Annotated in this window: 14 protein-coding genes and 1 pseudogene; 3 read left to right on the top strand and 12 right to left on the bottom strand. The window is 42.9% G+C overall.

Annotated elements, in window-relative coordinates:
• Window positions 1-10 precede the first annotated feature (10 nt).
• Both HUW51_RS19725 and mnmE read left to right on the top strand, forming a co-directional pair.
• On the top strand, window positions 11-601 hold the full coding sequence (locus HUW51_RS19725) for a thioredoxin family protein (protein WP_228466766.1): 591 nt from the start codon (window positions 11-13) through the stop codon (window positions 599-601).
• A 15-nt stretch (window positions 602-616) separates the two neighbouring features.
• A complete protein-coding gene (gene mnmE, locus HUW51_RS19720; protein ID WP_185271340.1) occupies window positions 617-2,002 on the top strand; it encodes a tRNA uridine-5-carboxymethylaminomethyl(34) synthesis GTPase MnmE in 1,386 nt (461 codons plus the stop codon).
• A 230-nt stretch (window positions 2,003-2,232) separates the two neighbouring features.
• Here the strand turns inward: mnmE and HUW51_RS19715 are convergent, their stop codons facing one another.
• The 11 genes and pseudogenes from HUW51_RS19715 to HUW51_RS24950 all read right to left on the bottom strand — a co-directional run bounded on the left by HUW51_RS19715 (window position 2,233) and on the right by HUW51_RS24950 (window position 19,907).
• Window positions 2,233-3,360, bottom strand: coding sequence for a DUF3387 domain-containing protein (locus tag HUW51_RS19715; protein WP_185271339.1), 1,128 nt, complete (start codon window positions 3,358-3,360; stop codon window positions 2,233-2,235).
• A gap of 21 nt (window positions 3,361-3,381) precedes the next feature.
• A pseudogene (locus HUW51_RS19710) lies at window positions 3,382-5,172 on the bottom strand (type I restriction endonuclease subunit R); the annotation flags it as partial.
• 102 nt (window positions 5,173-5,274) lie between these two features.
• A complete protein-coding gene (locus HUW51_RS19705; RefSeq protein ID WP_185271338.1) occupies window positions 5,275-8,754 on the bottom strand; it encodes an NACHT domain-containing protein in 3,480 nt (1,159 codons plus the stop codon).
• A 36-nt stretch (window positions 8,755-8,790) separates the two neighbouring features.
• Window positions 8,791-8,943 (bottom strand): SAM-dependent methyltransferase, encoded by a 153-nt coding sequence (locus HUW51_RS24800; protein ID WP_262891339.1) that lies wholly within the window; start codon window positions 8,941-8,943, stop codon window positions 8,791-8,793.
• Between the two features lie 47 nt (window positions 8,944-8,990).
• Complete coding sequence (locus HUW51_RS19700) at window positions 8,991-10,340, bottom strand: type I restriction-modification system subunit M (protein ID WP_262891296.1); 1,350 nt, start codon at window positions 10,338-10,340, stop codon at window positions 8,991-8,993.
• A 595-nt stretch (window positions 10,341-10,935) separates the two neighbouring features.
• Window positions 10,936-12,945 (bottom strand): heavy metal translocating P-type ATPase, encoded by a 2,010-nt coding sequence (locus HUW51_RS19695; protein WP_228466764.1) that lies wholly within the window; start codon window positions 12,943-12,945, stop codon window positions 10,936-10,938.
• A complete protein-coding gene (locus HUW51_RS19690) occupies window positions 12,942-13,328 on the bottom strand; it encodes a DUF3703 domain-containing protein (RefSeq protein WP_185271337.1) in 387 nt (128 codons plus the stop codon). The genes HUW51_RS19695 and HUW51_RS19690 overlap by 4 nt, the downstream gene beginning before the upstream one ends.
• 57 nt (window positions 13,329-13,385) lie before the next feature.
• A complete protein-coding gene (locus HUW51_RS19685; protein WP_185271336.1) occupies window positions 13,386-13,805 on the bottom strand; it encodes a Fur family transcriptional regulator in 420 nt (139 codons plus the stop codon).
• An 11-nt stretch (window positions 13,806-13,816) separates the two neighbouring features.
• Window positions 13,817-15,025 (bottom strand): efflux RND transporter periplasmic adaptor subunit, encoded by a 1,209-nt coding sequence (locus HUW51_RS19680; protein ID WP_185271335.1) that lies wholly within the window; start codon window positions 15,023-15,025, stop codon window positions 13,817-13,819.
• Between the two features lie 25 nt (window positions 15,026-15,050).
• A complete protein-coding gene (locus HUW51_RS19675) occupies window positions 15,051-19,445 on the bottom strand; it encodes a CusA/CzcA family heavy metal efflux RND transporter (RefSeq protein ID WP_185271334.1) in 4,395 nt (1,464 codons plus the stop codon).
• A 147-nt stretch (window positions 19,446-19,592) separates the two neighbouring features.
• Window positions 19,593-19,907: a DUF6660 family protein gene (locus tag HUW51_RS24950; protein WP_394353941.1), complete on the bottom strand. Its 315-nt coding sequence runs from the start codon at window positions 19,905-19,907 to the stop codon at window positions 19,593-19,595.
• Between the two features lie 389 nt (window positions 19,908-20,296).
• On the opposite strand from HUW51_RS24950, the gene HUW51_RS19670 reads away from it, so the two are divergent.
• Window positions 20,297-21,154, top strand: a complete 858-nt coding sequence (locus HUW51_RS19670; protein ID WP_185271333.1) for a DUF2306 domain-containing protein — start codon at window positions 20,297-20,299, stop codon at window positions 21,152-21,154.
• A 67-nt stretch (window positions 21,155-21,221) separates the two neighbouring features.
• Here the strand turns inward: HUW51_RS19670 and HUW51_RS19665 are convergent, their stop codons facing one another.
• Entirely contained in the window at window positions 21,222-22,904 is a 1,683-nt protein-coding gene (locus tag HUW51_RS19665; protein ID WP_185271332.1) for an ATP-binding protein, read from the bottom strand.
• Window positions 22,905-23,084: the final 180 nt, after the last annotated feature.

Here is a 23,084-nt window from a genome sequence, read left to right as displayed (position 1 = left end):
AGCTTAAAATTTGAAATCATTGTTACGGATGCGCCTTTTTCGTTTTGCTGTTATTTTGTTTTTAGCGCTTATGTGCGCCGGCGGCCAATCTATGGCGGCAAATACCACTGCTTATAATCCACCCGTAAAAGCCAAGAAAGGTGCCATTAAGTGGTTGACTTTTGAACAGGCTATTGCCCAATCTAAAAAAGAACCTCGCAAAATTTTTATCGATGTGTACACCGATTGGTGCGGTTGGTGCCGGAAAATGGAGAAAGGTACTTTTACCGACCCGGCTTTGGCCGAGTACGTGAACAAAAATTTTTATGCCGTACGTTTAAATGCCGAAGGCAAAGAGCCCATTACCTACGAGGGAAAAACGTTTACCTATAATGCGCAGAAAAGAGCCCACGAGTTAGCATTTGTTTTACTGCAAGGCCAGCTTAGCTTCCCCACTACAGTGTACCTCGACGAAAATTTAAAAATGCTGGCTCCCGTACCCGGCTACCTCGACGTACCCGCTTTCCGGGAAATAATTACCTTTTTCGGCGACAACCATTATAAAAAATTAACTTTCCCGCAGTATACGGCTAGCTTAAAACCTGCTAAAAAAGCAAAATAAAACTTTTTCTCTCTCTTGGTTCATTCATCCTTACTTCATTCTACCGATACCATTGTGGCTTTAGCTACTGCCGCGGGTAAAGGTGCTATTTCGGTCATCCGGTTATCTGGTCCGCGGGCCATCCACATTTGCCAATCGGTTTTTCATGGTAAAAACTTATTAGAGCAAGCATCGCATACCATTCATTTTGGTACCATCCGCGACGGCTCGCGGGTAGTAGACGAGGTATTGGTTTCGTTGTTTGTGGCGCCCCACTCCTACACCAAAGAAAACGTGGTGGAGATTTCCTGCCATGGTTCCGATTTTATTGTTCAGGAGATTATTAAATTATTACTTCAAAAAGGTGCCCGGTTAGCTTCAGCCGGCGAATTTACCAAGCGGGCTTTCTTAAACGGCAAGTTTGACCTGGCTCAAGCCGAAGCCGTGGCCGACTTGATTGCCGCGGATTCATCTAAAGCGCACGAAGTAGCCATGAACCAGATGCGGGGCGGTTTTTCAGCGGAAATTAAAGCCTTACGTACGCAACTCATTCATTTTGCTTCGCTGATTGAACTGGAACTGGATTTTGGCGAAGAAGATGTGGAGTTTGCCGATCGTTTGGCCCTCGAAAATTTGATACTGGAATTGCAAAGACTCATCCGTAATTTATTGCAGTCGTTTGCTTTGGGTAACGTGATTAAAAATGGGGTACCAACCGTTATTGCGGGCAAACCCAACGCCGGAAAATCTACTTTACTCAACGTTTTACTAAACGAAGAAAAAGCCATTGTGTCGGATATTCCGGGTACTACCCGCGATTTTATTGAAGACGAAATTTCCATTGAAGGCATTTTATTCCGGTTTATTGACACCGCCGGTTTACGCGAAACTCAGGATAAGGTAGAAGCCATTGGGGTGGAACGCTCGCGCCAAAAAATAGAAGAAGCCGCCCTGATTCTGTATTTATTCGACGTAAACGAATTGAGCCCGGAGGCATTAGCCCTGGAAATTCAAAGCTTAAAAGCCGGCTATAAACCCGTGCTGGCCGTAGCCAACAAAGTAGACTTAGCCGCCACTATCGATAGAACGGCTTATGAGGCCGTAGCGCCGGTGTTGTTTATTGCCGCAACAGATAAAACCGGAATAAACGAGCTAAAACAAGAATTATTAAAAACGGTAAACCAAGGTAACCTGAATACCGGTTCCGGCACCATTGTAACCAACCTGCGCCATTATGCCAGCTTAGAGCAAACCTACCAGGCCCTCGACTCAGTCTTAGTGGGCCTCTCGTCCGGCATTACCGGCGATTTTTTAGCCGCCGATATCCGCCGCGCTTTGTACGCTCTGGGCGAAATAACCGGCGACATCACGACGGATGATTTGCTGGATAATATTTTTAGCAAGTTTTGCATTGGCAAGTAACCCCGATAAATAAACGAATACCAAACTAGTAATAATTAGCCTTTAGCATATTGTTAAAGGCTTTTTTGTGCATTTTTAATAATATATATTTATTGTCACTATTGGTTTATTTTGTTGTTTATGTACCTAGGTTGTACCTTAATCCATTGGCATTCTATGAGATACTTATTATTAGGTAACAGTGGTATCTTCATTGTAATTAGTACTTTCTACTACTTTAATTAAAATTCCTACGCCACCGAAAATGACCACTCCCGGTACCGCGACTCGGCTTGTTCCATAATCTCCGCTAAGATTTCCTGAAGTTCCTCGGTGATACCTTTGCGGCGCAGGATACTTTTTACAGAAAGCATAATTTGCGCTTTGGTATCGGTTTTTTTGTACCAATCGGGTTGTTGAGCGTTTTTCCGGATAACTTTAGTAACATCCTTAACCACTTCTTTTATCAACTCAAAATCTTGAACGGCGTTTGGGTGTTTGGCCAGGATTTCGTAAAATGCTTCTTCGTCTTCTGTAAGGCCAAGTTGCTTCCGGCGAAGGTCTTCTTCCTGCATGTCGCGGGCTACATCGCGTACTTTTTGCAGGGCAATTAAGCTATCGAAGAAGTGGTCGTGGTAATCCCGGATAATCTTTTCTAGTTCTTCTTTTAGTTTGCGGTACTTTACCAGGTTCTTGCTGGAGCGCACTTTAATTTCATCGTTCAGGATTTGGCGCAAGAGCTCGAGTTTAAGCTCATTACCGCTTTTCTGTTCTTTGGCGGTGGCCAGGAAATCGTCGTTGATGATGGAAATATCGAAGCGGTCGATACCGGCCATCTGGAACACATCTACCACCTCTTCGCTTTCGATGCTGCGGTGGATCAGGTCTTTTATCTGGCTTTCTTTTTTCTTGATGTTGTTTTGCGGGTATTTTACTTTGCGTACCGCTGCTCCTACGTGCTGAAAAAACAAAATATCCACGGCAATGTCGCTAACGGCTTGATGGTTTTTGATAATGGGTACTAAGGCGCTTAGCTTCTTTTCATTTTGCATGAACGCTTTGGAGTCTTCCTCATCGGCCACAATAATGTTTACCGCCCGCGTTACCAGCTTAAACTTATCGCCTTCCTTTAAATAAGGCCAGCTGTAATAACTCCACCCAAACTGTTCCAGTAATGATGCACCATTTAGAACCACATAGGCCGGGGTTGCCGATTGTCCCCCTTCGGAGGGGGTTGGAGGAGGATTTTTCCTTTCAGTACCTGTGTTCGCAAATTCCGAAGAAGAAGTATAATTCGCCAGCGATTCTGCTGCCGATGACAGGGTAGTTAGTTCTTCGGGGGTGATTGTCCTCCCCCTACCCCCTCCGAAGGGGGACATTTCGAGTGATTTGTAAAAATATCAGGGCAAATGGACTTTTAAGGCCTGGATAACTTCTTTAGTTAGCTCAAATGCTTCTTCTACGTCGATGGTTACGGCACTCTGACCACCGGAGCCGGTGTATTTTTTGGTGGCATCGCGGAGTTTGTCGCCGATGCCGATGTAGTCTACAATCAGGCCGCTAGGTTTGTCGCGGAAAACGGTGGCGACGCGGTTTACGGCCTGGATGAGGTTGTGGCCGCTCATGACTTTATCGACGTACAGCGTGTGAAGGGCCGGATTATCGAAGCCGGTGAGCCACATATCCCGCACAATTACTATTTGCAGTTCATCATCGGGGTTTTTGAAGCGGGTTTTTACTTCTTCCATGGCCTCCTTGGTGCGCACGTGCGGGTTCCACTCCTTCGGGTCTTTGGCAATGTTGGTGGTCATAATCACGGCAACTTCGGGGCAATTGGGCAGGGCCGTAAGTGCATCGTACATTTTCACGCAGTTGCGGCGGCTCATGCACACTACCATGGCTTTACCGGGCAGGTTAGCGGTGCGGTTCAGGTAGTGGCTGAGGATATCGCGGGCAATGGCTTCTACGCGTTCTTTGGCCCCGGCGGCATCTTCCATGGCCGCCCACATAATTTGGTTTTTATCGCTTTCTTCCAGGCCGGTAGTAATTTCTTCGGCTTCTTCTTCTATCTGCTCGTTGCCCAGGTGCAGTTTGGCCAGGCGGGGCTCGTAGTAAATCGGCACCACGGCTTTATCGGCGGTGGCTTGTTTAATATCATAGGTATGAATAATTTCCCCGAAAACGGCTACCGTATCGGCGTCTTTGCTATCGACGGGGGTGCCGGTGAAACCAATAAAGGAGGCGTTGGGCAAAGCTTTGCGTAGGTTGTTGGCAAAGCCGGTTATCAGGCCGTACTGGGTGCGGTGGCACTCATCGGCAATCACAATAATATTTTCGCGCTGACTCAGGATAGGGTGTTCGGCTTCCCGTAGCCCATCAGTGGTATCTTTTAACCGGAATTTCTCGATGGTACTGAACACCACGCCGCCACCTTCGCCGCCCAGGAGCTGGCGTAACTCGTCGGTGGTTTGGGCCAGGGCTACATCCCCGACCAAGTCTTTGGCGGCCACAAAATCATCGTAGAGCTGCTTGTTTAAATCAAAGCGGTCTACCTGCACCACAATGGTGGGGTTTTTTAGCTCGGGTAGCTGGCGCAGAATACCGGCATAAATGGCCATGGTAATGCTTTTGCCCGAACGGGTGGTATGCCAGATAACACCAATGCGGCCATCGCCGAGCGGACGAATGGATTTTTTGGTTTCGGCGAGCGCGTATTGGATGCCGAAAAACTGGTGGTATTTGGCGCCCTTTTTTATAAGCCGGCCGTTATCCAGCTCGTGGAAAATATAAAACCGGATGTAGGCCAGCAGGCGCTCCGGCACCAGTAAACCTTTTATGAGGGTTTCGAGGGCAAAATCGTCTGTAACAACTTCGCCCCCGTCGGTGCTTTTCCAGGCAGCAAACCACTCCAGGCCGCTGCTGAACATGCCGTGCAGGGTGGTAAAGCCATCGCTGATAATACACAGGGCATTGGTTTCGAATACCCGCGGAATATCCTGGATGTAATGCTGCACCTGGTTAAAAGCGGCTTCTACGGTGGTATCCTGGTCGAAAGGGTTTTTAAACTCGAACAGCACCAGGGGCAAACCGTTGATGAAAATAATTAAATCGGGACGGCGGTTATTTTTGCCTTGTACGGTAAACTGGTTTACGACCAGGAAGCTGTTTTGCGCGACGTCTTCGTAGTTGAGGGCGTAGAAATGCTCGAACTGCGGTTGGCCTTGCTCGTTTTCTAATTAATTTTTTAAAAAGACCTTCTTTTTTGATCAAAGAAGGTCTTTTCAAATTTCTTATTACATTTTTTTTATTAATCTCTTATCATGACTAATCGTGTTTATGTCATCATTGATTTCTGAAGGTTTAATCCAATGCCAATTAATTTCTCTAAACATTGCAACGAATTCAGGGTTATCAGAAATTATCATTGAAATTATTTCATCTGATTTAGAATCACTACTATAAATTAAATCAAAAATATTTACGACCAATTTAACAGGTGCTAAATCAGATTTCCTTGCATTTTCTACCAAATCAAGAAAATTAGAATTTTCAATTACTGAAGGGTTTCCAAAAATGCTAATCCATAAATTAACCAATATTAATAATGCCTCATGATATCCGTTATTTGAAAAAGAAGATGCAGTATTTGAATATAGTATCTTGTCTTCTAAAATATAATCATTTGAGAACAAGTTTGTTTCAGGAATTTTAGGCAAAAATCCAACCCTTAAAGCTTCAAACCATAATGCCCTAGGTTCTAATTCAAAACCATCACATAGAATATTTAACAACGGGGTGATTAATTTAATATTTGATTGGAAAAGCTTCCAAGTATCATCCATATTTGAATCACGGATAATTGCAATTTCTCTATCAAATAGTCTTGACGAGTTACCTAGTCCTAATAAGTTGTCTTTTTTTAAACCAGAATTTAAAATCTCATTATGTAAAATCTTTCTAAAATAACTTGAATCAGAAGGATGTACCCTATTTGTTTTCTTTTTACCTTCACTATTTTCGCCTTTCATGTGATCAAAGGCAGATTGCAAAGTCTTATCTATTTTTGAAAATAAGTTTGGTCTTAATTTGTTTTTATTTGTCCGAGATAATAGCCTCTGATCCGTTATAAATTTTAATTTTGTTTTACCATCTAAATTTTTATTCTGGTTTGAAATAATCAAAGAATTGTAGGTAAAATCCTCAAAAGGCCCATATGCTGCACCTGTTCGCAAGGGTGATAAGAATTGGTTAAAAGCGTTTTTGTAACCAAATTCTTTATTAAAATAAAAAAATATTGAATGCAAGGTGGCAGCAATAAAGTTTGAATAAGGAGAGGTTATGGAATAATAAGATTGAACTTTGCTGAGTAAATTCATTTGAGACTTAACAATATTGGAAAATCCACCTTTGTGTTCATTGTGATTTAGGAAAAATAACTTTAAATACTCGTTAGAATCATTTTTAATATAAGAAACTATTTTTTCTGTAATTATGTCATTTTCCAATCCCGTAGAAATGAAAAATAGAATTAATCGTAATATTTGCTCATTATTCTTTTCATTTTCCCATAATTCAAGAAATACTTGGCTAATAATCTCAGCATTTGATTTTTCCTTGGCTACATAACTTCTTATTATTGAAATTAGGGGCCTTAGTTCATTAGGTCGGGAGGCTTTTGTACTACATAAAATAATATTAGAAAGAATTTCCTCTTTACGATCTTCAGCGGATAATACTCCATCAAGTAATAACCCTCCTAACAATATTGGACTTTTTACATATCTCTTTTTGTCTCTTTCTACTAATATTTTATCTATTAGAAATTCTTGGCTTTCGTTTGATTTTAAACCTGCAATTAATAATCTAATTACTTCATACCATCTAGGATCTCGTGCGTATGCTTCTAAAGTTTTCCAAATATTAACTAATCCTTCCTTTTCACTGCTCGTAATAATGTAAGTTGAAGTAAGATATTCTTGGAATGTTAAATGGACAAAACTGTATTTCTGATCCCCAACCTCAATTAATAATCCTGCTCGCTTTTTAATGAAATCAATAAAATTATTCGCAAGGTCTTGAGGATCATCTTCCGATTCACTAGGTTTTTCTACTTCGCTTATATGTTCTGTTAAAAATTTTAGAAGTTCATTATATGGGACTATTGATCTTTGGGTTCTACCCGTACCTGTACTTTGGTTATGCATCCAATTTGCAATAACTTCCATTCGTAGTCGGTTTCGCCTCTCAATTTTTCCTTTATTTTTAATTTCAGAATCTTTAAATTTCCAAGTTTGCCAAGTATTTAATAAAGTTTCGGTACATTTTTGATACAATACTACTCTTTCATCAGGTAAAACTGCATCTATTCTATGGACTAAAGTCACTATAGTTAATAGTAAAGGGTTTTCAGCTAATTCTTTTATAGCTGTATGATTTTCATCCCTTACAATTCGAATCAAGTCATTGATATTTGCATTTCGTTCTTTATCACTTTCAATTCGTACGGAATACCAATCTTTTACGAATTGTTCAATCTCAGGAAGTTGTAGTTTAGATACTTTTGTATGATTAAATTCTTTATCATCAAAACGGAAAGGATTATCATAACCAACAACTCTTGAAGTTACAATAACAGTATTACCCGGAAATGTAGTAATTAATGACCTAATTCTATCTCTAACAATATGTTTAAAGTTTGAATCTGGTAATTCATCTAAACCATCAAAAAGTAAAATAGCTTGACCACTTTCTAAATAATACTCAAAAAAATCAGAATCAGCACCCCTAAGATTAAAATCAGCCTGTACTGTTTCAAGAATATAATCGATTAAGGATAAATTAAGTTTAGACTTAAGTTCATCTGCATAGCTTCGTAATACAACAAAGATTGGTAACCTTACATCTTGTTTAGTATTATATCTCTTTTGAACGGGTTTAGAAATGCCACACAATGATAGGAACCTTAATAATGTAGATTTTCCAGAGCCTGGATCTCCAAGAATTACTGATTTAGCTCCTGGATTTAGCAAATAAACAGGATCCATAAAAATATTATTACCACTGTGATCATCCGCAGCTTCAGGTATTAATTTAACAGGGATATAAATATTCTCCATTGGAATACCTTTTGTTGCTTCCTGTTTATAAATTGACATTCCTACAAATTCAATGTTTTTATATAATGAGAGTAGATTATCATTATATCTAGCCCTTGTTTCATTAATAGTATTTTTTAACTTGAATCCTTCATTTATTAATTCAGGATAATAAAACAAGCAAATAGATGGTGTTTCAAGAAATAAAGCTAGTAATTGCTGATGTCCCCAATGTTCAATTTCAAAGTTAATATTCAACTCAGTTCTTAAATTTTCAAACCAAGTAACGTCTCCAAAATCTTTTCTTGTACTTGATTCTGTTAAATTTTCAGGTGTAACTAAAATCCATTTTTTTATTTTACTTTCTTTATGTTTTTCTGCAGCCTTCCTTAGACTATTGGCTATTTCCTTACGGTGGGAAGCACTTAACGGAGAAGGGAAATATTTATATTGATAACCTGTATGACCTTCTTTTCTAAAACCGTCTCCTTCGAAACTATCTAATCCCATGTAATCTCCAGCTGCATCACTAAATATTGTAAATTTTTTATTACTTCTTCTACTATCATGAAAAAGTAATAAATCAACAATACGAGCAAACTCTTTTCCTCCTGCAGTTCCCTTAGGAAGAATAGAAGCTAAGGTTTTTACCTCTGGGAGACGTTTGGATATAGACATATAATTTTAGATTTATATTAGGAAAATAATTAAAAACTATGCTGCAGCATTAAAAATAACATTTGATTGAACCCTCAAAGGAACGCCATTGGTTTCTTTGGCTTCGGAACCCACGTAACGGCCCGGCGAAAGCACAAAATTATTGGCTTCTATTTCCGGGAGGGTAGCGGCTTTGCAGAATCCATCAATATCGGTATAGTTGCCGTTCAGGTTACGCCACTGGTGGTAGGTATCGGCTATACTTTGGCAATATCTTCGTCGTGGAATACGCGCAGGCGGCGGCTGGCCAACTGGCCCAGTTTGCGGGCATCAATAAACAAAACTTCCTGCTGGCGCTGGCGGTGTTCGCCGTCGCGGCCGTCGCGGTTTTTACTTAAGATAAACAAGCAGGCGGGTATGCCGGTGGTCAGGAATAATTTATCGGGCATTTGTACAATGCAATCTACCATTTGGTGGCGGAGCATGTATTCGCGCACGTTTTTTTCGCCAGCCCTCCCGGAGGTCATGGCACCGTTGGCCATTACCACCCCACCCGTGCCGCGCGAACTTAAATGGTGCCAGATGGTCAGGAACCACATGTAGTTGGCGTTGCCGGGGGTGGTAAACAGGTCTTTGGCCCCAAACAAGCGCGGGTCGTTTTCGGGCAACAGTTCAGGATGCCAGTTCGAAATATTAAACGGCGGGTTCATGAGGGCGTAATCGGCCTTCAGGTCGGGGAACCTATCGTTCAGGAGCGAGTCGCCGAGCTTTACCTCAAAGGAGAGGTTGCGCAAAAGCAAGTTCATATTGCAGAGGCGCAGGGTGCCTTCGTAGCGTTCCTGGCCGTAAATAGAAATATCGTTTTTGTTGCCGCCGTGGGCCAGCCCAAATTTTAAGCTTTGCACAAACATGCCGCCGCTACCGCAGGCCAAATCCAGGATGCGGCCGCGCAGGGGTTCTATCATTTCTACGAGCAGGCGCACCACCGAGCCCGGCGTAAAAAACTGCCCGGCACTGGAGCCTTCGGCCATGGCGAATTTGCCAATGTAATATTCGTACACCCGGCCGTAAATATCGCTTTCGGGATTATTTACCTCCGAGAACTTTTCCTGTGAAAATAAATTAATCAGGCCCGCCACCTGGGTAGGCGATAACTGGCTTTTTACAAAAATGGGTTCCAGCACGCCGGTGTAATCGGGGTTACGAACACTCAGAATGTCGTTTATGGCTACAAAGGCTTTATCAACCTTTACTTTTATATCGTCTTGTTCGGCGTTTACGCGCAGGTAGGTCCAGGTAGCTTCCCGGGGCAAGCGGTACACGTTTTTAACCTGGTATTCCAGTTCATCGTCCAGCACGTAGCTTTGCTCTCTGGCGTCTATGTTATAATAATCGCTTTCGGGGTCCTGGAAAGATAATTGGATTTCCTGCTTCCGGATTTCGTAGCGCTCCGACAAATGCTTCAGGAACAGCAACGAAAGCACGTAATCTTTATACTGGTTTTCAGCTACAGCACCGCGCAATTCGTTAGCGGCATTCCATAACTCGTTTTCAAAATCTATATCGGCTTTGGGTTTGGTAGTAGTAGCGGTATTCTTTTTGGCCATTCGGTTCTTGGGTGTTTTTTAAGCGGTGCTTTGGGTAAGGAGTACTTCGGCACGTTAAGTATAAGCAGAAGTTAGCAAATAGTAACCTCTGGTAGTAAATAGTAGATTAACTTTTCTGAAATATAAGAAAAGAATAATATAACAAGATACCACCCGAATGAATTTTGTTACCAGTATTGGGAAATTTTTAAATTTTTAAAATTCAGGATACGATACTTGTTTTACGTGAGTTCGAGATAGGCCATTTAGCCTTTTGTACGTCATCCTGCAGAATCTAATGGAAAGAAAAACCTGACACTTACCTAAATACAAGTCACGGAAGTAAATCCGCGCGATAGTAAAAATGTTAAATGAGTACTTATCACGAACTTCTGTTATTTAGCCTTCGTCTATGTAGCTGCCGCTAACAACACACCCTACGAAATTGGTCGTTTTAGTAGGCTATGGATAAATATATTTTCGGGCCAAGCATTTTCTCTAATTAGCATTGATATATCTAAGAAGAAGCACAATGGAAAGAGAAATCCGCAATACTAGAGTTATAATCAGAAAATATAAAACCAAAGGCTACCATTACTGGCCGCCTTTACCTTGCTTAAAACTTCATCCGCTGAATGCGAATGGCGTTGAGAATAGCTAGAAAGGCAACTCCTACATCGGCAAAAACTGCTTCCCACATGGATGCCACTCCAAAGGCACCTAACCCCAATACAATAGCTTTTACGCCAAAAGCTAAACCGATATTTTGCCAAACAATTTGATTGGTTTTCTTCCCTAGGTTAATAGCCGTCGCAATTTTAGATGGTTGATCGTTTTGGATCACGACATCGGCTGTTTCAATAGCTGCATCCGATCCTAAACCACCCATCGCCAATCCTACATCGGCTAAGGCAATAACCGGAGCATCGTTGATACCATCACCCACAAACGCTACAGTTTTACCCTGTTTCTTTAAAGCTTCTACTTGGTTTACTTTATCTTCCGGCAACAAGCCGCCAAAAGCCTGATCTATTTGCAAGAAAGCTGCCACTTTTTGCACGATGCTATCCTTATCACCCGATAGCATTACAATCGTTTTAATGCCTAACTGGTGCAGCTTCGCTATTGCTGCTTGGGCATCAGCTTTAATTTTATCGGCAATGGTAATGTAACCGGCGTATTGATTATTAATAGCTACCAAAACAATGCTTTCTAAAATAGAATCAATTTTAACAGGATAAGCAACTTTAAATTTTTTTAAAAGTTTACCATTTCCGACTAACAGCATTTTGTCATCTACCGTGCCTTTTAAACCATGTCCGGATATTTCTTCCACGTGGGTTACCTGCCTCTGCTGGTAGCTTTCGCCCGCATATGCGACTACGGCTAAGGCCATAGGGTGCGTCGATTTGCTTTCCAGGGCGGCGGTTAAGGATAAAAACTCTGCTTTATCTAAACCATTTACTTGCACTTCCTGCACCTGAAAAACACCTTCGGTTAAGGTGCCCGTTTTATCCATTACCACGGTATCTACCTTGGTCATTAAGTCCAGGTAATTAGATCCTTTAAAAAGAATTCCGTTTTTAGAAGCGGCCCCAATACCACCAAAGTACCCCAAAGGAATAGAAATTACCAGTGCGCAGGGGCACGAAATCACCAAGAAAATTAAAGCCCGGTAAAGCCAATCATTAAACACGTATTCCGCGACAAAAAAGTAAGGTAACAGCGTGAGGGCAATAGCTAAAAACACGACTACCGGCGTGTAAATACTTGCGAAACGAGTAATAAATTGCTGCGTTTTTGCTTTGCGGCTACTCGCTTGTTCTACTAATTGCAAGATCTTAGAAAGGGCACTGTTTTCGTAAGTGGAAGTTACTTCCAACTGAATTACCTGGTCCAGATTAATCATGCCCGCTAATACTTTTTCCCCCTTGGTTTTAGTATCCGGTTTAGATTCCCCGGTCAGGGCGGCGGTATTAAAAGAAGACCGTTCGGTGAGCAGTATTCCATCTAAAGCTACTTTCTCGCCAGGTTTAACCTGAATGGTATCTCCTACTGTAACCTGTTGCGGATTAACGGGGCTTATATGCCCTGGTTGTACCAGGTTCACGATTTCCGGCCGGTTATCAATTAAAGCCTTAATTGATTTGCGGGATCGCGCCACGGCTGCTTCCTGGAAGTGCTCGCCAATTACGTAAAATAACATTACTGCTACGCCTTCCGCATATTCGCCAATGTAAAAAGCGCCAAGCGTAGCCATACCCATCAGCAGAAATTCATTAAAAATACTGCCTTTTGCCATGTTTTTAGCTGCGTGCAGTAATACTTTACCCCCTACAAGGATATAGGCAAAGCTATAGAAAGCTAACCGGGTATAATCCGTAAACCAGCTCCCTTTAAAATAATCGAAAGCAATACCGGCTAGTAATAGAACCAGGCTGATGATCGTGGGTAAGTAAGAAGTTTCTTCGTGTTCTTCGTGTTCAACCGTATCTGCATCTGGTGTTACGTCACAACAGCCTTTCGCATCCGTTTTCGTCGGACCTGGTTGCTCCGCGGTACGGGGAGAAGTAATCTCCATGGGCTTTAAGGGAGCACTCGGGTTACTATCTTCGTTTGTTTTCATTGTATCGATCTAACTTTAGAATTTGCTTGCCGAATAATCTCCTGCAAGTCGTCCGGAATGGGCATCGGTTTCCAGGCCGCTACATTCGCCCCACCGGTATTCCCGACGGGTATGGTACCCGCCCAGGATTTTATCCCGCCCACCAGCAGCCGGGGTAACTGCCCTACTACTTCTTTGGTATTACGGGATTTAATGCCAAAAGCCAGCATCTTGCCGTGTACAACGGTATGTTCTACTGGGTAAGGCTGCCCTAAAATATGAGCTCGTTCCAAATGGTACCAGGCCTTTACCAGTTGCTGCTTTTGCTCATTTTGCTGATATTCCTTTAATTCCTGTTCGTAATAAGGCCGAAGCGTACGGGGCATTTTCCAATTAAACCACATCGTTTTACTTTTTTAACAGAACAAAAGTAGCACGGGGTGGTCTGCAACTGCATTGCATTATTTACCACTACAACTACCGCACGTACCTTTTACTACCAGGTTAATTTCTTCGGTTTTAAACTGGCTAGGTAAGGCAATTTCCGGAATATGAGATTTAGGTAAGCAAAAGGTTTCCCGGCATTGATTACAAACAAAATGCACGTGTAAGTCGTGATGCTCCTGGGTAGAACAATCCTCCGGACATAAGGCATACTTCACCGAGCCGCTACCGTCATCAATGTGATGCACCAAGCCTTTTTCCTCAAAAGTTTTTAAGGTCCGGTACATTGTAATCCGGTCGGAACGTAGAAAATATGATTCTAAATTACTTAAAGAAACGGCTACGGTTTGCTGAAGCAAATAATCCAGCACTAATAAGCGCATGGCTGTTGGCCGGATTCCTTTTTGCAACAACGTTTTATCTAATTCTGGTAACATAGCTATAAAAATTAGTGGCCGTGTTCTTCGCCTTCTTCTTCGGTATTTTTCATTTTAGCCAGTAAGGAATAAGCTCCTTTTACCGCAATTGGGGCTTTAATAGTAGCGGGCTCTACTATTTCCGTAAAGCCGCTTTCCGTTACCCCTTTTCGTACTTCTACCATCTCAAAATTGCGCATTTTATTTCCGGCTTCCTGGCGTTCGCCTTTATAAACAAAGATGTAATCCTTTCCTTCCGATTGCACCAGGGCTTCCTGTGGCAAGGCAGGCACCGTGTTCTTATTTAGTTCAATAAAAGCCTTTACGTACATGCCGGGTATGAACTGCGGCTCTTCTTTATCTAAGTGCGCGTGCACGCGAACAGTGCGCTCGGTACTAATCTCCCGGCCAATCAGGTGTACGGTTGCGGTGCGTTCTTTTCCCGATTCATTAGGAAGGTAAAACCGCACTTTCTGACCAACTTTCAGCTTGGTAATATCTTTTTCAAACACGGTTAATTCCACGTGTAAGTGCTCGGTATCAACAATTTTAAAAAGAACATCCGTGGGCGTTACGTAGCTGCCGCGGTTGGTATTTACCTCCGTAACGTAGCCGTTGATCGGGGAATGAATGGGTAAGGTCCGGGTAATATTGCCAGGTTGGAGCTGACTGGCCGAAATACCCAAATGCGCTAATTGTTGTTTTAACCCGTTTACCCGGCTTTGCATGGCTTTATATTGCGCCGTTACTTGTTGCAAGTTTTTAACCGGACCTACTTTTTCGGAGGCTAATTCTTTTTGCCGTTCGTACTCCAGCGTTAAATACTCCAACTGACTGGTACTTTCCAGGTAGTCCTGCTGTATCGTTACAAATTCCGGGTTTTCAATAATGGCTACTAGCCGCCCTTTTTTAATGCGCATACCTTGCAGTAAATCTGTACTTTGCACAAACCCACCCAAAGGAACACTCACCGATACTAAATTTTGGGGCGGCACATCCAGGAGACCGTTTACCGCTATAACATTGCTTAAGTTTTTAGGGGTTATTTTTCCAAGCTCTACTTTCCCAATGATAAATTGCTCCGGGGTAAGTTCAACCAAAGTTTGGCTTTCTTCGTGCGTGTCTCCTTTTTTGGTTGTTTCCACCACCTCGGATTTTTCTTTTTCTGCTCCCGTATTTTCCTGCGCGCAGGCGCTTAACAGAAAAAGGCTGCTAATAACTATATATAAACTAAATTTCATTTTCTTGCGATATGATACATTAAAATTACTGGCCCGAGATAAATTCTAGTTCCACGACTTCTTCGTTATATTTTTGTAAGGCTTCTAAATGATTCGCTTTAATGGCTAAGGCCCGACGGATACTTTGCACGTATTCCTGATAATCGATCACGCCATTCTGAAAACCTTTTTCCGCGTGTTTAATTAATAACTCTGCCAGCGGCAACCCTGTTTTTTCGTAATAGTCCAGGTTTGCTTCTTGTTTGCCGAGGCGCTGAATCGCTAATTTTAGTTGTGTGGCGAGCTGGGCCTGCTGAAACTGATAAGTAGCTTCCGCTAGTTTTTCCTGGTATTGGGCCGCTTGGATACGAGCTGCACCAGCCCGAAACCATAAGGGAAAAGAGATTCCTACCTGAATACCGGTAAACCGGTCGCCGCTGGTAAAGATTTGTTCCACCCCATTTACATTTTGCGGTCCGATCAGGGATTGATTAAAATAGCCCAGGTTAAATTCCGGCAGTAACCGGGCTCTTTCTAACTTTGTTTGGATGCGAGCTACTTCCTTTTGCTGCTGGAACAGCGCCACTTGGGGTTGACCAAACAGTATGCTGGTATCCGGCACCGCTACGTGTAGCCGCGTAAACACCGTAGTAGCAATAGTAAGGGGTACCTGGTTGTGTAGTAAATGCTGTAATTGGGTGCGAGACAATTCCTGATCTGCCTGAGTTTGCTCCATCGCATTTTTTACTTCTACCTGCTCTGCCTGGGCGGTAGCTTGCTCCAGTAAATTAGTTTCACCGGTACGTAAGCGAATGGAACTAGCCCGTAAGAAATTGGTATACAAGCTATCCTGGTATTGCAAGAGTCGCAATCTGGCTTGCTGATAGACCAAGCTGTAGTAAGCACTTTTAACTTCCCGTACCAGTTCCCGCTGCCGAACCGATAAATTGAGCTCACTACCCCGGATATTGGCTTTGGCTAAGCGCACCTGGTTAGCGTAAACCGATGGAAAAGCAAATGATTGCGTAATCGTAAAATTATTATCCTGATTGACGGAATTTAGCTGGCCGTATACTGCTTCGATGTTCGTTTTGCTAATATCTACGGCGGCCCCACGCAAGCTTTTATGCATTGAAATTTGAATATTAGCCGCCTGGATGCTTTTGTTTTGGGTTAATGCCAGGTCTATAGTTTGTGATAAGGTTAATCCGGGTTCTGTTGCCTGACCTTTGGTGTGAATAGGCAAAAAGATGCCCGTACCTAACAGTAAAAGAATGAAAGATGCCGTACCCAGGCGAGAAGCATTAGGCTGACCACTAGACATTCTGCTCTCCAGGAAACGCTCTAATAAAATATACAGGATGGGCAAAACCACTAACGTTAGTAAAGTGGCTGATACCAGCCCCCCAATTACCACGGTAGCCAAGGGCTTTTGTACTTCGGCTCCCGCGGTATTAGACAAAGCCATGGGTAAGAAACCTAAGGAAGCTACCAGAGCCGTCATAATCACCGGCCGTAGGCGGACTTCCACTCCTTTTAAAACCCGTTCGGTGATATTAGTAATACCTTCGGCCTTAAGTTGGTTAAAATAGCTAATCAGCACGATACCGTTTAATACCGCTACGCCAAATAGGGCAATAAAACCTACTCCGGCCGAAATACTAAAAGGCATGCCGCGCAGCCATAAAGCTAATATACCCCCAATAGCCGATAAAGGAATAGCTGTAAAAATTAGCAAGCTTTGCGCTACCGAACGGAACGTGAAAAACAGTAACAAAAAGATTAAAAATAAAGCTATGGGTACGGCAATGGATAGGCGTTCTTTGGCTTTTTGTAGATTTTCAAACTGTCCGCCGTAGGTAACGTAATAACCGGGCGGTAGTTTTAGCTGACTGTTTACTTTCTCTTGCAGTTCCGCCACAATGCTTTCTACATCCCTACCGCGAACGTTAAAACCAATGGTAATCCGGCGCTTGGCAGCATCGCGCTGGATCTGGCTGGGTCCGGTTTGAAAGTTGATTTGGGCAACTTGCTCCAGTGGTACCTGGTCCCCGTGCGGCGTAGTAACATACAATCCGCGCACATCCTCCAGGCTTTGGCGATTGGCAGAGGCTAACCGCACGACTACTTCAAAGCGTTTTTCTCCTTCGTAAACTACTCCTGCGGCTTGTCCGGCAAAACCCGTTTGGATAGTTTGGTTTACGTCTTCGATGTTAAGGCCAAACTGAGAAATTTTATCCCGGTCGAAGGTAATCACAATTTGAGGTAAGCCGGTAATTTGCTCCACGTATAAATCTTCGGCTCCTGTTACCGTAGATACAATTTTTCCCAATTTTGCGGCTTGCGCACTAAGTACCTCTAAATCTTCCCCGTAAATTTTTGTTACCACATCCTGCCGTGCCCCGCTCATCAACTCATTAAACCGCATCTGAATGGGCTGTTGGAACCCAAAAGTAACTCCTGGTATGGCTTCCAATGCTTTTGCCATTTCAGTAGCTAATTCTTCAGAATTAGCCGCTTTTTTCCAGTTATCTTTATTTTTTAAAATAATCATTAAATCACATGCTTCTAAGGGCATAGGATCTGTTGGAATCTCGGCTGAACCAATTTTTGCTACAACTTGTTTTACTTCGTTCGGGAAATTTTTAAGAATTATTTCGGAAGCTTGTGTAGCGGCTTCAATCGTTTGGGAAATAGAACTGCCACTCATTACCCGGGTTTCTACGGCATAATCCCCCTCATCTAACGAAGGAATAAACTCCCCTCCCATCCGTAAAAACAGAAATAAGCTTCCCACTAAAAGAATAAATGCACTAATTAAAACCACCGCTTTACGTCTCAGAGAAAAAGCTATCAGTGGCTCGTATAATCGGTGAAAGAAACCCATAATGCGGTCCGCAATAGTTTGCTTAGGGTCCAATTTCTTGCTTAAAAACAAAGCAGAAACCATCGGCACATAGGTCAAGGAAAGAATAAAGGCCCCTAGAATGGCAAAAGCTACCGTTTGCGCCATGGGCCGGAACATTTTTCCTTCCACGCCCACCAAGGCCAAAATAGGTAAGTAAACTATTAAAATAATGATTTCGCCAAAAGCTGCCGAACTCCGGATTTTGGAAGCCGATTCGTAAACTTCCTGGTCCATTTCTTCCTGGGTTAAAGGCCGCAAAACTTTTCGAAGGCCTAAGTGATGCAGGGTAGCTTCCACAATAATCACCGCGCCATCTACAATTAAGCCAAAATCAATGGCGCCCAGGCTCATGAGATTACCGGATACGCCAAACAGATTCATTAAGGAAATAGCAAAGAGCATGGCCAAAGGAATAACCGAGGCCACAATTAATCCGGCTCGCCAATTACCCAGCAATAATACCAGTACAAAAATAACAATAAGGGCTCCTTCTGCCAGATTGCGGGTTACCGTACTAATGGCATTATTAACCAGTTTTGACCGGTCCAGAAATGGTTCAATGACTACGCCTTCCGGTAAGGTCTTTTCAATGGTAGCTACCTTTTGTTTAACCGCTTTAATTACCCGGGAGGCATTCGCTCCCTTCAACATCAATACTAAGCCTCCTACTACTTCCCCTTCGGTATTCCGGGTCATGGCACCGTAACGAACCGCGCTGCCAAATTGAACGGTGGCCACATCGCGAATGAGCACGGGCACCCCGTTTTCATTGGACTTAACTACTATCTTTTGAATGTCTTCGAGACTACCGGCTAAACCTTCGCTCCGGATGAAATAAGCATTTGGCTTTCGGTCAATGTAAGCTCCGCCCGTATTTTGGTTGTTTTTCTCCAAGGCGGTAAAAATATCACTGATGTTGATATTCGTACTACGAAGCCTTTCCGGATCAATGGCTATTTCGTATTGCTTCACATGGCCGCCAAAGCTACTTACATCCGCTACGCCAGGCGTTCCTAAGAGCTGCCGGCGCACCATCCAATCCTGAATGGTGCGTAAGTCCGTATCCGTAAATTTGTTTTTATAACCTTCCTTGGTGTGAAGTACATATTGATAAATTTCTCCTAAGCCGGTGGAAAGAGGAGCTAATTCGGGCGAACCTACCCCCGCCGGAATTTGGTTTTCCGCTTCCTTTAAACGTTCGGAAACCTGCTGCCGGGCCCAGTAAATATCTACCTGGTCTTTAAAAACAATGGTTACCACCGACAAACCAAATCGGGAAAATGAACGGATTTCTTCCATATCCGGAATGGTGGACATGGTCACTTCTACCGGAAATGAAATAAGTCTTTCTACTTCCTGCGCTGCCAGGGAAGGACTTACCGTAATAATTTGTACCTGGTTATTGGTAATATCCGGCACGGCATCCACCGTCAACTGGGTTACCGAATAACTACCCCAAATAATCAAGGCCATGGTAAACAGGCCGATAATTAACTTATTATGAATAGAAAAATGAATAATGCGATCGAGCATAATCGAAACTTTTAAAAATCAAAAAACAGAAATTATGCTGCTAGGGTAAACCAATCCCTTTATACAGCGGCGAGGCTGAACATAAAATACAAGGCATGGTCTAAAGCTTCCTTGCGGAACTTTACCAAGCAGATAAGCCTAAAATGATTAAAGTTGCGGCGGTTGCCAGATCGAAAAAACAGGATGGGGAATGCTAACCGATTGGTAAACGGGAACCGGAATAGTTACTAGAACGGGCGTAAACTCGACCTTACTAGCCGGGTAAACCAAAGTAGCTCCGGTACAGCACCTACAAAGACACAAGGGAGAACATAGATCCACATCGGAAGAGGGAGATCCTCCTTTATTGTGTACTGCCGAAATAATGGTTTGAGCAGCATGATCCTGTGGTGCAGCATCCGCGCAAGGTATGCAGGATAGCACCAACAGGTAAAAGCTAAATAGTATTGCCACCCATTTCATGAAGTGCAAAGATAACAATAAAATAGATGCAATAGGATTGCAAAACTACAAAGCTTAACAATAAGGATATTCAGAGATTAGCTGTTTACAATTCCCCCTTTTAAATGCATTTTTAAAAATTTAAAATTTTAAAAATGCATTACGCTTTAATTTGGACAACTACGGCTACATTCTTGGTATGTGGTAATAATCCAGAAAACATATACCAGCCGGAACATTGCCAAGGTTAAAATAACCGGTACGTTGGTTTAATTACCCGTTTGTATTTATACTACGTCGTTCTTTTTCCTATTTTATTTTACGGTATTGCTCTACTGAGGTCATTCTCTTTGTGGTATAAAGAAAATTGTGTATTTTAAAGTTGCTAAATCATTGTATAATAAGCAACTATGAACCAAGCCACCCAGAAGCTACCGCCGGCTACCACCAACTACACGCTCTTTCATAACTTTAGTGCGGTAGCGCTACGCTGGTCTGCCCGGTTATTGGTGGCTACCGTTTGGCTAAGTGCTGCCTTGTTTGGCTTATACATTCTGGCTTTTTACGCGGCTGCGCTTTACGAGGGCAATACAAACCGGTGGAACGAAGTTTTGCCGGGTTTGTACGAGAAAAATTCGGTGGCTACTACCTCGGGGATTGGTTTGCATTTTGCGGCGGGCGGAATTATTCTGGTATTGGGCAGTATACAGTTAATAGATAAAGTACGGGTTCGTTTTCCGGTTTGGCACCGGTGGATTGGCCTGATATACGTAAGCGCTTCTATTCTGGCGGCCGTGGGGGGTTTAATATTTATTTTGCTGAAAGGTACCATTGGGGGCTTTATAATGGACCTGGGCTTTGGCCTGTATGGGGTGCTGATGTTTGTAGCGGCACTGGCAACCTACCGGCATGCTGTAACCAAAAGCTTCGAAAAACACCGGGCCTGGGCTTTACGCTTGTATGCTTTAGCTATTGGGTCGTGGTTATACCGCATGGATTATGGTTTCTGGTTGCTCTTAACCGATGGGCTGGGCCATACCCGTCAGTTTACCGGCCTTTTTGACCAGGTAATGTTCTTCTTTTTCTATTTACCTAACCTGGTAGTAGTAGAGGCTTTTATCCGGGCGCGGCGTTATAAAGCACCGGCTGGCTTAAAATTACTTACATGCTTTATCTTGTTAGGGGCTGCTGGGTTTTTAGTAATTGGTACTTACTATTTCACTATTTACTACTGGGGCCCGGCTATTGTAAAATGGCTTTCTTTTTAAAAATCCTACCGCCATACGTAACAGGCCGGTAAGTTTACGGGTTATAATCCTTCAGAAAGACTGCAGGTTACGCATTCCGTTTAAAGTATAAGTTAAACGTGGTACCCACATCGAGTTGGCTATCTACCTCAATGTAGCCTCCATTGTTTTTAATGATCCGATTAACAATGTATAAACCTATTCCGGAACCGGGTACATGATCGTGAAACCGGGAAAACATCTGAAATAATTTATGTCCCCGCTGGGCCAAATCAATCCCGAGCCCGTTGTCAGAAACGGAAATTTTTAAAAAACCGGGCACCAGACTGCTGGTAACCGTAATCTCCGGAGTTCGTTTAGGGGAGCGGTACTTTAATCCGTTGCTGATCAGATTATACAGAATGCTTTTTAAGTTTACCCGATTAAATGCCAATACCGGCGCTTGATCCAGGTGCGTTATTATGCTGCCCCCGGTTTCGAAAAGAGCCACTTGCAGACTAATCTTTACCTCCTCGATGAGCGGGGCTATTTCTAAGTTTTCAATGGTGGTTTCCTGGTCTTTTTGCACTTTCACGATTTCAGACAAATCCTGAATCGTATGCTGTAATTGCTTTAAAGATTTATTCAGTAGCTCTTGCAATAATTCGGCATCTTCTGTTTGAAATTGGGCGCCCTCGTGCAAAACTTCAATTAATTGTTGAATATGAATAACCGGGGTTTTCAGGTCGTGCGAGGCGGTATAAACAAAATTATCGAGGTCCTGGTTAATCCGTACCAACTCTTCATTTTTCTTGAGCAAACTTTGCTGCGCTTGCTTTACCTCGTCTACGTCGGTACATGTACCTACCCACATTAATATTTTACCAGCCGGATCCTTTACAACCGTAGCGCGGGTTAAATGCCACCGGTAACTATTATCGGAAGCCCGGCGCAACCGCATATCGAGTTCAAAAGTTTCGCCGGTAGCCATGGATTGCTGCCAGATAGTACCCGTACTGATTAAATCATCCGGATGTACAATGCTTTGCCATTCCTGACCACTTATTGGTTCCTGGGGCAGTCCACTGTATTCATACCACCTTTTATTAAAATAATTGATTAACCCATTGGGTAAAGCCGTCCAGGCCAGCAGCGGAATAGATTCTAATACCAATTTGGTGCGCTGCTCGGCTTCTAAATTAGACTGAAACAACCGTGCATTATCCATGGCAATGGCCGCCTGCGCGGCTATCCCTTGTACCAGATCTTCTTCGTACTGGGTAAATATGCCCGGTAACCTATGGCCGAAAAATAAACCGCCCAATACGGTTCCGTTTTTTGATATTACCGGCACCGCCAGATAACTTTTCAGGGGTAAATGCCCCTTGGGCATGCCGTTGTGTGGTTTGTTTTGACCGTAGCGGGGATCCTGGGTGATGTCATCGGAGCGGATAATACCTTCGCCGTTAAAGGTGGGTGCCAGCAACGGGGTATCCCGGAGCGTATGCATGCCGGTAAAATCTTTTTTATCAGCCCCCGAAAGCGTGTAAAGCGTGTGCTCCTCTCCTTGTTCGTTTACTTTTTTGTAAAATAAAGCGCCGAACTGGGCTTTGCTTATTTGGGTAGCAATATCGGTAACTTTCTGAACGAGTTTATCCAGCTCCAGTTCCGAAGTTAACATAATGCCAATCTGATTGATTAGCTCCAGTTGTTGGTTTCTTTCTTCTAACCGTTTTTTTGTTTCCTCTAACTGATGATGTAAGGATGATTGACTAACTGCTTCCCGCTGCATGCAAATTTATTTTAGTTCGGCTTAAAATAACTTGGTTCAGGAACTACTCTGTTTTTTTTTTGATTAACGAAAAAAGTGCCTAAACAAAGTTGTTAAGTAACCTAATAATGGATTTTTTTAAAAATAAATAATTTTAACTGAACGTATCTTTTTAGCATTTACTACTCAAATTAATAATAA

Source organism: Adhaeribacter swui (assembly GCF_014217805.1).
Lineage (GTDB): Bacteria > Bacteroidota > Bacteroidia > Cytophagales > Hymenobacteraceae > Adhaeribacter > Adhaeribacter swui.
This window is presented reverse-complemented; position numbering and strand designations above follow the sequence as displayed.